Origin of the sequence: Aquidulcibacter sp., from assembly GCF_020253525.1 — a bacterium.
GTDB lineage: Bacteria > Pseudomonadota > Alphaproteobacteria > Caulobacterales > Aquidulcibacteraceae > Aquidulcibacter.
Genome location: NZ_JADCBK010000064.1, coordinates 38876 through 51360, shown reverse-complemented (window position 1 = coordinate 51360; position 12485 = coordinate 38876). Strand labels below are relative to the sequence as shown.

The 12485-nt window shown below is 53.2% G+C and carries 15 protein-coding genes; 7 read left to right on the top strand and 8 right to left on the bottom strand.

Annotation, left to right across the window (positions count from 1 at the left end; genetic code table 11):
• Window position 1: 1 nt before the first annotated feature.
• A complete protein-coding gene (locus tag IOB61_RS08490; RefSeq protein WP_290815100.1) occupies window positions 2–907 on the bottom strand; it encodes a pyruvate, water dikinase regulatory protein in 906 nt (301 codons plus the stop codon).
• A gap of 390 nt (window positions 908–1297) precedes the next feature.
• Here IOB61_RS08490 and hemE point away from each other — a divergent pair, with 390 nt between their 5' ends.
• The 5 genes from hemE to IOB61_RS08465 all read left to right on the top strand — a co-directional run bounded on the left by hemE (window position 1298) and on the right by IOB61_RS08465 (window position 5838).
• Complete coding sequence (hemE, locus tag IOB61_RS08485) at window positions 1298–2344, top strand: uroporphyrinogen decarboxylase (RefSeq protein ID WP_290815098.1); 1047 nt, start codon at window positions 1298–1300, stop codon at window positions 2342–2344.
• Between the two features lie 51 nt (window positions 2345–2395).
• Window positions 2396–3442, top strand: coding sequence for a ferrochelatase (gene hemH, locus IOB61_RS08480; RefSeq protein ID WP_290815096.1), 1047 nt, complete (start codon window positions 2396–2398; stop codon window positions 3440–3442).
• Window positions 3439–3894, top strand: coding sequence for a CopD family protein (locus IOB61_RS08475; RefSeq protein ID WP_290815094.1), 456 nt, complete (start codon window positions 3439–3441; stop codon window positions 3892–3894). The genes hemH and IOB61_RS08475 overlap by 4 nt, the downstream gene beginning before the upstream one ends.
• Before the next feature lie 138 nt (window positions 3895–4032).
• Window positions 4033–5328 carry a transcription termination factor Rho gene (rho, locus tag IOB61_RS08470; protein ID WP_085340974.1) on the top strand — a complete coding sequence of 432 codons (1296 nt, stop codon included), beginning with the start codon at window positions 4033–4035 and terminating at the stop codon, window positions 5326–5328.
• Window positions 5329–5400: 72 nt separating this feature from the next.
• Window positions 5401–5838: a hypothetical protein gene (locus IOB61_RS08465; protein ID WP_290815092.1), complete on the top strand. Its 438-nt coding sequence runs from the start codon at window positions 5401–5403 to the stop codon at window positions 5836–5838.
• A 1-nt stretch (window position 5839) separates the two neighbouring features.
• Here the strand turns inward: IOB61_RS08465 and IOB61_RS08460 are convergent, their stop codons facing one another.
• The 6 genes from IOB61_RS08460 to IOB61_RS08435 form a co-directional block, all read right to left on the bottom strand.
• Window positions 5840–6511, bottom strand: coding sequence for an SDR family NAD(P)-dependent oxidoreductase (locus IOB61_RS08460; protein WP_290815088.1), 672 nt, complete (start codon window positions 6509–6511; stop codon window positions 5840–5842).
• A complete protein-coding gene (locus IOB61_RS08455; protein ID WP_085340977.1) occupies window positions 6508–6714 on the bottom strand; it encodes a twin transmembrane helix small protein in 207 nt (68 codons plus the stop codon). Before IOB61_RS08455 ends, IOB61_RS08460 begins: the two co-directional genes overlap by 4 nt.
• A gap of 56 nt (window positions 6715–6770) precedes the next feature.
• Window positions 6771–7520, bottom strand: coding sequence for a DUF4908 domain-containing protein (locus IOB61_RS08450; protein ID WP_290815083.1), 750 nt, complete (start codon window positions 7518–7520; stop codon window positions 6771–6773).
• A 148-nt stretch (window positions 7521–7668) separates the two neighbouring features.
• Window positions 7669–8553 carry an isocitrate lyase/phosphoenolpyruvate mutase family protein gene (locus tag IOB61_RS08445; protein ID WP_290815080.1) on the bottom strand — a complete coding sequence of 295 codons (885 nt, stop codon included), beginning with the start codon at window positions 8551–8553 and terminating at the stop codon, window positions 7669–7671.
• A gap of 9 nt (window positions 8554–8562) precedes the next feature.
• A complete protein-coding gene (locus tag IOB61_RS08440; protein WP_290815077.1) occupies window positions 8563–9060 on the bottom strand; it encodes a 3-isopropylmalate dehydratase small subunit in 498 nt (165 codons plus the stop codon).
• A complete protein-coding gene (locus IOB61_RS08435; protein ID WP_290815074.1) occupies window positions 9057–10373 on the bottom strand; it encodes a 3-isopropylmalate dehydratase large subunit in 1317 nt (438 codons plus the stop codon). Before IOB61_RS08435 ends, IOB61_RS08440 begins: the two co-directional genes overlap by 4 nt.
• Window positions 10374–10490: 117 nt before the next feature.
• Between IOB61_RS08435 and IOB61_RS08430 the strand changes: the two genes are divergently transcribed.
• Window positions 10491–10868, top strand: a complete 378-nt coding sequence (locus IOB61_RS08430; RefSeq protein WP_290815071.1) for a YciI family protein — start codon at window positions 10491–10493, stop codon at window positions 10866–10868.
• 84 nt (window positions 10869–10952) lie between these two features.
• A complete protein-coding gene (locus IOB61_RS08425; RefSeq protein WP_290815068.1) occupies window positions 10953–11750 on the top strand; it encodes a GntR family transcriptional regulator in 798 nt (265 codons plus the stop codon).
• 16 nt (window positions 11751–11766) lie between these two features.
• Here IOB61_RS08425 and IOB61_RS08420 read toward each other — a convergent pair whose 3' ends face one another.
• A complete protein-coding gene (locus IOB61_RS08420) occupies window positions 11767–12453 on the bottom strand; it encodes a response regulator (RefSeq protein ID WP_290815065.1) in 687 nt (228 codons plus the stop codon).
• Window positions 12454–12485 lie beyond the last annotated feature (32 nt).

The following is a 12485-nucleotide window of genomic DNA, read 5'->3' as shown; positions in this document are numbered from 1 at the left end:
ATTATCTCGCATTGCGCTCGGCAAGCAGGTTTAAGATCGCGGCAGAGGTTTCCTCAATAGATCGGCGCGTTACGTCGATAACCGGCCAATTCTGACGTTCAAACAGACGGTTAGCATCTGTTATCTCCTCACGAACAGCATCTTCATCAACATATTCGCTCGTCGCATCCGCATTGAGAGACAAAAGTCGATTTCGCCGTATCGCAATCAATCGGTCGGGTGAAACCCGAAGTCCTACTACTAAAGGCTTGGTTAGCTCTAACAAGGCTTGCGGAATTGGCGCTTTTGGCACCAGTGGAAAATTCCCGGTGCGAATACCGCGGTTGGCCAAATAAATGGAAGTTGGGGTTTTCGACGTACGGCTTACGCCAACCAAAACGACTTCAGCCTGATTGAATTCATGTACCATTTGGCCGTCATCATGGGCCATTGTGTAATTGAGTGCATCAATCCGGCGGAAGTAATTTTCATCAAGCGCCTGTTTAGACCCGGTCTTTTCGCCGGCCCGCATTTTCAAATGATGTTCCCACATGGTGAGAACTTGGTCCAAAAGTGGTAGTGCCGGGATGCCTAAACGCTTGCAATGGTCTACCAACACATCACGTAAATCGTGTGCCGCGATGGTGAAAAGAACTACCCCTGGAAAGGATTCGATTTCTGCCAAGACGCGGTCCAATTGGCGACGGGAGCGCACCAGATAATAGGAATGCTCTAGCGGCGTCACACCTTCAAACAAAGGTGCAACTGCCCGTAATACGGCATTCAGCGTCTCGCCGGTCGAGTCAGACACCAAATGGACATTTAGAAATGTGGAAATGCGCATGTGGAAGGTGTGGCTGACGACGCAGTCCGGATCAAGGTTTTCATACATGATCGGGTCAAACTTCTTGGCGTCTGCCCAGGCCATCCCGGTAGGGCTGTTAATAACTTGTTAAAAGGGCTTAATGAATCTCTAAGAAACGCGGTTAATTTTGTATGAATATGTGAGACAAATCGTCGCTTGTGTATTACCGGAGAAAAAGCCACGCGGAACTTTTCTCGAACATCCACAGGGCTGGTAAGATGTTGAAATTAGCATCCCCATTGGGGGTAACTATTGCCCGATCCTGCAAGCAATCGCATGATTTTCAGAGCTTTTCGACCTCTCCACCCTGTGGAGAAAACCGGGGCAAAAGCTGATAAACCGCTTGAGAAATCCCGTTAGGTCATGCAGGTGACTTGCAAGGATCAGTCTATCCACCGCACTACTGTCTACTGATTCAAGAATCTAAATCTTATAAGGGAAGGGGAGCTCGCGATGGGTGAGGGAGCAAAGGGACAAAATAGCGCGTTGGTTCGCACCCTCCTAGGTGAGCAGCAAGCCCATCCCCCGATCTGGCTCATGCGCCAAGCTGGCCGTCATTTGCCAGAATATCGAGAACTTCGCGCAAAGAATAAAAGCTTCCTTGATTTTTGTTATGCGCCCGCAGCGGCTGCTGAAGCGACATTGCAACCTGTTCGTCGTTATCCAGTCGATGCAGCCATCATTTTTTCCGATATTTTGGTGGTCCCACATGCTTTGGGTCGGGATGTGCGTTTCGCAGAGGGCGAGGGGCCTCTTTTAACACCCCTTGAAGGCGCGGCAGATATTGCGAAACTTGATATGTCGCGTTTGGAAACGCGCTTGGCACCCGTCTATGAGGCTTTGGAACGAGTTCGGGCTGCGATGGATGCAGACAGGGCGTTAATAGGCTTTGCCGGCGCACCTTGGACCTTGGCAACCTATATGATCCAGGGGCGTGGGGGCGAACGTGACCTTGCTCGGGCTTTTGCCTATCAGAACCCCGAATTAGTGGATGATCTTTTGGCAATTTTGGCAGACGCCGTTGGCCAACATCTCATTGCCCAAATAAAGGCTGGGGCGAATGCGCTACAGATTTTTGAATCTTGGGCCGAGGATATTCCCGGACACTTGTTCGCTCGTTTGGTAACCAAACCAATAAAGCGCGCGGTGGATGTGGTTCGCGCTGTATATCCGGAAGTTCCGATTATCGGTTTTCCTCGTGGGGCTGGCCACCGCGTTGGCCAATTTCAGCAAGAGACAGGCGTCCAAGGTGTAGGACTTGATATTGCAGCTGATTTGGGTGCAGCCCGGTCTGCATTGGGGCCAAAGGTTTGTTTACAAGGCAATCTTGATCCGATGGCGTTAATGGCCGGTGGCGCGGCGCTTGAACAGGCTGTGGATGCCATTCTTGCCGCGGCGGCTACGGGACTACATATCTTCAACCTTGGACATGGTGTGGTTCCTGCAACGCCGATCCCAAATGTCGAATATGTTATGCGCCGCGTAAAAGGTTTGGCCTAAATACCGGCTAAGTTGGACTACCGCTGGCCAAAAAAGGTAATTGATAGGTCTATGGGACAAAAAATAGCGATTGTGCTCTTCAATCTAGGGGGCCCGGATGGGCCGGACTCAGTGCGCCCTTTTTTGAAGAATTTGTTTTCTGATCCAGCTATCATTCGCGTTCCAGGCCCTGTTCGCTGGATGTTGGCACGACTGATCTCGACGCTGCGGGCAAAATCCGCACGGGCCAATTATGCAAAGATGGGTGGTGGCTCGCCATTGGTGCCTGAGACTTTAGCTCAGGCGGAGGCGCTAGAAAAAGCCGTTAAGGCGCGTCCAGGCTATGAAAATGCGGAAGTCAAAACCTTCTTGGCCATGCGTTATTGGAAGCCGTTTGTGAAAGATGCGGTTGCGCAGGTGCGCGCGTTTAATCCAGACGAAACCGTGTTGCTGCCGCTCTATCCTCAGTTTTCGACGACCACGACGGATTCGTCCCTTCAAGCTTGGAAAAAGGCAGGCGGGGGTCCAGCCAAGCTGATTTGCTGTTATCCAGACGCTCCGGGCTTTATTGAAGCGCATGCTGAAGCGGTTATGGAAACCTGGAGGGCTGGTGGCTCGCCCGAACGTGTGCGTGTCCTATGGTCCGCACATGGCCTGCCAGAAAAGATCATCCTCGATGGTGACCCGTATCAAAAGCAGGTTGAAGAGACTGTGGCTGCCCTTCGGCCTCGTCTCCCGGACAGTTTTGAGCATGCCATTTGTTATCAGTCGCGCGTCGGGCCGGTGAAGTGGATTGGTCCGGCGACTGAGACTGAAATTGAGCGCGCCGGTGCCGACAAAATAGCGGTGATCGTTGTCCCAATTGCCTTTGTCTCAGAGCATATTGAGACTTTGGTTGAATTAGACGAAGAGTATTATGAAGTGGCCCATGAAGTTGGTGTACCCCTTTACTTGCGCGCACCTGCGCTTGGGACACGGGCGAAATTCATCGACGAGTTGGCGCGTCTAACCACCGATCTTCTTGAGGGTCCAGACCCAATCCTTGCAGCCCGAACGACAGGCTGTATCGTCGCGTGTCCCGCCTGCCCGCGGGCAGAATTTGGTGGATGCGCGGCATGAGTGAATGGATCGCTAGTCATTATGAGGTCTTTCGAGCCCTTCATTTGATTGCGGTGATCGCATGGATGGCCGGGTTGATGTATTTGCCGCGTCTGTTTGTCTATCATTCTATGGCGCCACTTGGCGGGGAAGTAGATCAACAATTGATTGTTATGGAGCGCCGTTTGCATCGCGGGATCATGGTTCCGGCCATGATAGTCGTGTGGATTTTGGGCCTTACCCTTTTGGTCGGGCGAGGCGGATGGGATTTGTTGGCCCATCCATGGATGCAGATTAAACTGGCCATGGTGACCACCATTACCGCTGTTGATCATTTGTATATGCGTTGGCGCAAAGCTTTTGAGCGCGGTGAGCGCCCGCTGAACCATGTGGCCTTCCGTTTCTTGAACGAGTTGCCCTTTGTTTTGATGATTGTTGCTGTCTTTATGGTTGTCCTTGAGCCTTTTTCTTGACAACACACCTTGACCCCGCATGCGATAATCGTCATGTGAGCATCCGATGCTAAGACCTTCTTCTGGTTTGGCACCGCGTTACAGCCGCTGCAGTCCTTGCAAAGACGGCTTTCACCAAAGATATTTTGAGGCCCTGACATGTCAGAGGAATTGTCGATCGACGCCCCACCTCGCCGGTCCACCCTACAAGAATTAAAGACCCGCACCCCAACTGAATTGGTGGTGCTGGCAGAATCCCTAGAAATTGATGGCGCATCCAATCTGCGCACCCAGGATCTTCTTTTCGCTATTTTAAAGGCACAAGCCGAACGCGGTTCAGAAATTGGCGGCGGCGGTGTGTTGGAAGTTTTGCCAGATGGCTTTGGCTTCTTGCGTTCTCCAGAATCCAATTATCTGTCCGGCCCAGATGACATTTATGTCTCGCCACAACAAATTCGGCGCCACGGTTTGCGGACGGGTGATACCGTCGAAGGACCCGTAAAGGCACCTAAGGACGGCGAACGTTACTTTGCTCTGTCAAAAGTGGACACGATCAACTTCACCGACCCAGAGCAAGCCCGCCACAAGGTCAATTTCGATAACTTAACCCCTCTTTATCCAGACGAACGCCTACATCTGGAAATCCAAGATCCCACTCGGAAAGATCGTACTGGCCGCGTGATTGATATCGTAGCCCCTATCGGTAAAGGCCAGCGTGCCTTGATTGTGGCTCCACCCCGCACCGGTAAAACGGTCATTCTGCAAAACGTTGCCAAGTCGATCGAGATCAACCATCCAGAAGTCTATTTGATCGTGCTATTGATCGACGAACGTCCTGAAGAAGTGACGGATATGAAGCGCTCAGTGAAAGGCGAAGTGGTATCCTCTACCTTCGACGAGCCCGCGACGCGCCACGTGCAAGTTGCTGAAATGGTTATCGAAAAGGCAAAGCGCTTGGCCGAACATGGTCGCGATGTCGTGATCTTGCTGGACTCGATTACGCGTCTGGGCCGCGCCTACAACACGGTAGTACCATCTTCCGGCAAGGTTTTGACCGGCGGTGTCGATGCAAATGCCCTACAACGTCCAAAACGTTTCTTTGGTGCGGCGCGTAATCTGGAAGAAGGTGGTTCGCTGACCATCATCGCCACTGCGCTGATCGAAACTGGCTCGCGGATGGACGAAGTCATCTTCGAAGAGTTCAAAGGTACGGGTAACTCTGAAATCATTCTCGACCGTAAAGTCTCTGATAAGCGCGTCTTCCCAGCCATCGACATCATCAAGTCGGGTACCCGGAAAGAAGAGCTTTTGGTTCCTAAAGAACATCTGCCAAAAATGTACATGCTTCGCCGCATCCTGAACCCCATGGGTACCATGGATGCGATGGAATTCTTGCTGGATAAACTCAAGCAGACCAAAAACAACGACGACTTTTTCCAGAGTATGAACACATAAGATTAACCGCTCTATGATCCACTTACACCGCGATGGGATGGTACCCAACGCATTCGATAAGGGGGTCTGGCGATGCGCTATACTCTGATCACAGGTTTCTTGGCGGTGGGTCTATTCATAAGTGCCTGCGCGCCAGGCGACCCACTTGGAAAAATCTCTGCTGCCGACCGCGACTTTCTGTTCGCCGGTAAAGATACAAATGCTGCCTTTATGGGCCAACCCGCCGATGCGGGGCCAATTGCCTGCAATCCTCAACGGATGAATCAGGGCTATGTTCTCATGGATGAAGAGTCTGGTCTTTGGCTAGACAGTATCAGACCATCCGGCATAGAGCGCCATAAGATTTTGGCGGTGGAACCAACAGAAAAAGGCTTTGAAGTCAGAGGCCAAAATGGTGTTGGGGTGTCATTTAGCTTGATTATTGAGAAGATAAGTGACGAAACCGCCAGTATTTCTTGGGATGGCGCGATGCCAGAGAAATATTTGCGCTGCCCCGGGATGCCGGCTTAACTTAGTCGCTAGCCGCCTTACGGCAAAAGCCTCTCACTCCAAACCCACCTGGGACAAATGCGTCGCGCGTGCCACGGGCTAAGGCCCAGAGCGTTGCCGCAGCAATCTCATCATTTGGTGTTTTGCCGTTGGTACGGGGTGGGACATCATAAGCAATTAGTGTGCTTGGGACCCGAGTTGGCGACTGCTGATTGGCCTTATGCCAATGCCGCTTTGCGGCTTCTGCTGCCGACCATAAGGGTCGCGCTCCATCCGGGATCCAAGCTGCCGCAGAAACAAAGATAATGTGACTTCCCCCTGTTTTTGCGAAATCGGCCGAATAAGCCCGCTGTGCGATCTCTAAAGCGGTGATTTGAGTGGCCCACACTTGGGTAAAATCCTCGGCGCTGTTGCCCTCTCCATGATGCTGTGCACAATGAAAGATAAAATCGACCGATCCAAACAAGTCGCGGGCTGAAGTTAGTGCATTGAGCCACATAGGCGGGTCGCGAACATCCAGACCTAAGGCCAATCCTTGAGTTTGAGCTGCCGTTTCTCGCGCGGCTGAAAGGTCACAATCACCGACCACCAGCGAACAGCCCCGTTGTGCCAAGGCTTGGCAAAGGACACGGCCGAACCGGCCACCCCCACCTGTGACTAAGGCGACTTTGCCGGGAAAGTTTTTTTTCGTCATCCCGCGCGCGTTTTGAGCCAAAAGCCAAGCATCAAAAGAAGGACGGCGATGAACTGGACCACAACTCGCAGACGCATCAGCTGGTTAGACCGTGACCGAGCTTTGTCACCCGTTATGGCCAGATTAGCGATGCCGGCAACCAAGACAGCCAAAACAACAGCCATAGCCACGAAAATTGCGATATTGAGGGGTTCTAAGGTCATGGGCTTGATATATGCCGAGCCTATGGTCGGGGCAATCGCCTGAGTCTGTCGTGTGACTATTTGCCCTTCGTCAGCGCCAAGAGAACCGCGGCACTCGACGGCCTACCGGCGTAGCCTGCGCCAGGCACCACACCAATCGTCAAAACCCCGGATTGCCAACGTACACTGGGGCGATCAAAGCTGCGCTGAACGCGGATTAGTTTGACGCGACGTTCTGGTCGACCGAAATAGCCACGCGGTGCGCGCGACATGCCTTGCGCAGCGCGCTCAAGCGCTTCATGGACCAAAGCCGGCGGCAATGCACCCGAAGCCTCAACCCGAATGTTTCGGCTGGAGAATTTATCAAACCAGCGCAGCGCTTTTTCTAAGGTGGCTTGTAGATTGCCTTCGCTTCGCACTGGGGCCGATAGGGTTTTCGCTCGCCCCTCGCTAGCCGCTAGGCCGCCATTGGTGCCCAATGGCCCATAGACCGTGACGCCACCCAATGTGGTGATACGCACAATGACTTCTCCAATATCATTGCGCAAAAACTCATCGCCGCGTGGTCCCCATTGCGAAGTCAGTGCCCAGACTTCGGGATCGCCCTCAAAGCGCAATAAAACGACCCGCGGTTGCGACCGGTCTAGGACAAAACGGATGTTGTTGGGCCCTGCACTAAAGGAAACGGCTTGTGCGGCAGCTGCATTTGGGCTGGCGAACATATCATTCAGCGTAAGGTCGCTTGTCCGCTTTTGAGTTTGTGCAGTCGCAGAGCCTGCAAACAGCAGCCCAAAAACCATGAAGGTGCAGGAAAGCCAGCTCAACATAGGTTGAGCCCAAACACCTGAACCCAGATGCTTTTCACAGCAGAGACCGTCCCTAATCACCATACAGCTTTCATGCACCCAGAATCTGGCAACATAGAGACAAAACTGTAATGAAACGCAGTGAAAAAAGCCTTACGGCAATAGAGCACTATTCCGCCGCTTCTTGGCCGCGCATCTCATAATGAGAGCCTTGATTCATGAGGTCTGGTAATCCCAACAACTCATTGATTTGTTTAAAGTCCAACATCCTATCGCGGAACAAGGCCGTTGTGCCATTGGCCTTAAGCGATTGCAGAAACTGTTGTGCGACAAAAGCATGGAGCCGCACCATCGAGCCAGGAGCAATCACCAATCGATAGCCCATCTCGGATAATTGATCGCATGTGAGCAGTGGCGTCTTGCCGCCTTCGACCATATTGGCCAAGAGCGGTGTAGCCGGAAATGCGCGGCAAATCGCCTGCATTTGGTCAATCGCTTGTGGGGCTTCAACAAACAAAATGTCTGCGCCTGCTTGGCGGTAGAGGTCTGCTCGTTCTAATGCATGGTCAAATCCCTCCACCGCGATGGCGTCGGTACGTGCTATAATCAAGGTGCTTTCCGAGGCACGGGCGTCCACCGCGGCCTTGATCTTTCCCACCATTTCGCCGGGTGCGACCAGTTCTTTCCCCGCTAAATGGCCACAGCGCTTCGGGGCGGTTTGATCTTCCAATTGCAGCGCATTGGCCCCCATTCGCTCAAACAGTCGAACCGTATGTTGAACGTTAAGCGCATTCCCGAAGCCTGTATCGGCATCCACAATAAGTGGGATTTGGACGCGATCGCGTACGCGGCCAATGATGTCGGCAACTTGGGTAGCCGAGACCAACCCAATATCTGGCCGGCCCAATTGCGTGTAAGAGATGGATGCGCCGGACATATAAATGGCTTCAAAGCCTGCTTGTTCCACCAAAAGCGCACTCAAAGCATCATAAGCGCCCGGGGCTAAAAGGGCTTTGCTTTGGCCGAGCCGCTCGTGCAAAGAAAATTGTGTCATGCTCGATCCCTATGTGCCGCGTCTTGATTTCAGATGAGCGATTAAGCCCCCAGCCCGAACCATCGCCATCAAATGGTCTGGAATAGGTTTACACGATAAAGTCTCACCACGCGTCTTATTCGTGATCTTGCCCAAGACCGGGTCGACCATCAACTGGTCGCCTTCAGCGATACGATAGGCTTCCTCACAGAAAAGCGCTGGCAGTCCTAAATTGAGCGCGTTCCGATAAAAGATTCGCGCAAAACTTGGTGCGATAACAGCCCCAACACCTAGAAGGCGTAAGCTAATGGCTGCTTGTTCACGCGAGGAGCCCAAGCCGAAATTCTTGCCAGCGACCACAAAATCACCCGGCTGCACCGACTTTGCAAAATCCGGCGCAATTGCTTCAAGGCAATGCTGTGCCAAGTCTTCGGCCGACAGTTTCATTAAATGCCCGGGCGCCAGCAGGTCGGTATCGATATCATCGCCAAAAACAAAGGCGCGGCCTGTCCCTGCCGTCTCGGTCATTGTGCCACCGCCAATTCAGAGAAGAATTTTCGCGGGTCGCTGACGCAGCCCGTAAGTGCACTGGCCGCAACAGTATAGGGCGAGGCCAAATAGACAAAGGCCTCGGCATGGCCCATCCGGCCTTTAAAATTCCGGTTCGTTGTTGAAATGCAAACTTCGCCGGCGGCCAATAATCCCGCGCCCATGCCCGCACAAGCGCCACATCCTGACGGCAACAATGTTGCACCTGCAGCAAGTAGTGTCGACAAAGTCCCGTCCGCAGCCGCATCAGCGGTGACTTGTGAGCTAGCTGGCGCGACAAGAAGGCGAACATCTTTGGCGATGCGTTGTCCTTTTAGAATTTGTGCAGCCATGTGAAGATCTTGCAACTTCGCCCCTACGCAGGCGCCAATGTAAGCTTGATGGATCGGCGACCCCAGCGCGTGGTTGATTGGGAAACTATTGGCAGGCGAATGGGGTAGCGCGATTTGCGGCTCGAGGTCGGAAAGATTGATAGAAATGATCCGTTCATAGGCCGCATCAGGATCAGGCTTCCAAGCCAAGTCGGCTTCTGTCGCACATCCACCATGGGCGCGGATATGGCTAAGGGTTACCTTATCAGCGGCAATCAGCCCAACTTCTCCCCCAAGTTCCGCCGCCATATTGGACAGAACCATACGTTCATCCATCGGCATGCTTTCGACGCCAGGGCCACCATATTCGATCGCCTTAAACGCGTTGTCCATGCCAAGCTCTCGGCACAACACCAGCATCACATCTTTTGCGGAGACCGTCGACCCTAAAGAGCCGGTCATTTCAACGCGGATGGTCTCAGGGACAATGGTCCAAGTTTGTCCGGTAACCACAATGCCAAGCATATCTGTGGCACCAAACCCCGCTGCATAACAGCCAAACGCACCCGCATGCGGGGTGTGACTATCCCCACCAGCAACAAAGATCCCAGGGCGAAGCAGACCCTTCTGAGGTAGGATTGCATGACAAATGCCTTCCATATCAAAGAAATGCTCCACCCGATGATCCTTAGCGAAGTCACGCGTTAATTTTAGGATCGCGGCACTCTCCCCATCGACGGCCGGAACATAATGGTCCGAAACAATCACGACGCGAGACGGATCCCAAAGGGTTGCACCAAGGGAGTCTAAATGGGGCTTCCATCGGCGCGGCCCGCTGGAATCATGCGCCATCGCCAAATCAACTTGTACTAAAATGATTTCGCCTGGCTCCACACGTGGCTTACCAGATGCCCGTGCCAGTAGCTTCTGTGCCAAAGTCTGACCTGAACTCACCAATTGGGGTCTGGAAGCTTCAGACATGCGCGCGGATGCACCTTTGCTTAGAAATGATCTATCTTTATATCAAATAACGTTTCAACATTGGCAAGGCAATGACTCACCCCTAAAGTGGCAATGGCCATACAAAGGGAGACCTAAGTGTCAAATCCACCGACAGTTCCAAGGCAAACACAACCAACTTTTTTGTTTGTCTGCAAAGATGGCCCAACGGCACCCGAAAAGCGGATCGAACATTTGGCGGGGCATCTCGCCCATGTTGAAGCCCATTGGCAGTCTTATGTCACCGCTGGACCCTTAAAGGCACCTGGCAGTTCAAAAATCCATGGATCGTGCTTGATCGTGTGCGCCGATGATGTTGACGCTGCTTGGGCAATCATGCGCGGCGACCCTTATTTCACCTGTGGGATGTTCGAGACTGTCGAAGTACATGATATGACCATGTCTATCGGAATTTATCCTGGCGGTAAGATCTGGGAGAGTCTTGACTCTGTTCGAGAGCGTGCCAACGGTGCTTGAGACGTAATCTTACTTCAGTAGCCTGCCGGAATTAGGGCTTTCCATTTCCTAAGGGCAGACTAGTTTCTTTTCATGGACACGACCTTGCCCAATTCTCACGAACCTAGTTCCGAGCTTAAGGCCGCTATGGTAGACGCAAGGCTGCCGACGCCCTTGTATCACCAATTATTTTTGGTTCTGCGTGAGCGTATTCGCTCAGGTGCCTTTCCCTTAGGCGCTGTTTTGCCAGGCGAGCAAGATCTGACGCATGTCTTCAATGTCTCGCGCATTACAGTAAAGCGTGCCCTCAATGAATTGGCTTCGGCGGGCATGGTTTCGCGCCATCGGGGCCGCGGTACCGTCGTGACCTATAATGCCACCGTACCAGTCGTGAAGGGCAGCTTTGATAATCTGATGGAAGCCCTGAAAGTCATGGGCCTTTCTACAGAGGTTGAACTCATAAATGTGGCCCAGGTTGCGGCGACGGCAGAGATTGCAGAACTCTTGGGTCTCCCGAGCGGTGTCCCCGTCCAGCGCGCAGAGCGTATCCGCAAGCTGGAGGGCGAACCTTTTTCCTACATCGTTACCCACTTGCCAATCGACATCGCAGCGACCTTCGACCCGGATGCGCTGGCGCATACGCCGATGTTGGATTTGCTAGAGCGGTCAGGCTTTGTCGCGGTTTCGGCCGAACAATGGATCACAGCTTGCAGCGCAGAGCCTGCAACAGCGCAAGCCCTCAAGATTGCAACCGGCTCGCCTCTTTTAAAGATCGTGCGCGTCATGAAAGATTCCCAATCGGCACCGATTGAGGTTGTCCAAGGCTATTACCGGCCTGAACGCTTCCAGTATCACATGAATTTAACGCGGCAGCGCAAGGGCGGCCGCGATGAATGGCGCTAGCCTTAAGCCTTAAGCCTTATGGCTCAAGGCGATAGCCACCACCTTCCGTGATTAGGAGCCCGTTGCGGCTTGAAACCGGCTCAATCTTCTGCCGCAAACGATAGATGTGGGTTTCCAGCGTGTGCGTAGTAACCGCCGCATTATAACCCCAGACTTCGCGCAGCAATTCATCGCGAGGCACTGCTTTTGCGCCGGAGCGATAGAGATAGCGCAGGATGGCAGCTTCTTTGTCGGTCAAGCGGATGCGCTTGCCGGTGGCGTCGGTCAATGTACGGTTTGCGGGTTTGAAGTCGTAAGGACCAATCTTCAAGGTTGCGACGTCAGTTTGATCATGGCTGCGCAAATGGGCGCGTACGCGAGCCAGAAGTACCGCAAAGCGGAATGGCTTCGTGACATAGTCGTTGGCACCCGCATCGAGGCCCAATACCGTATCAGAATCGGTGGACTGACCTGTCAGCATGATGATAGGGCCTGCAAATCCACCCGTGCGGATCGCCTTACAGGCTTCACGACCGTCGAGATCGGGGAGATCGATATCGAGCAAGATGAGGTCGGGACCTTGGGTGCGAGCAGCGGCGACCCCGCTTGCGGCATCTTGGGCCATAACGGTGTCGAATTCCCCCGTCAGCTCGAATTGCTCGGCCAAGGTGGTGCGGAGATCATGGTCGTCATCGACCAGAAGGAGGGTGCGCTTGCGTGACATAGCCCTTACATGGTTGCACCCTATTGCGTGAT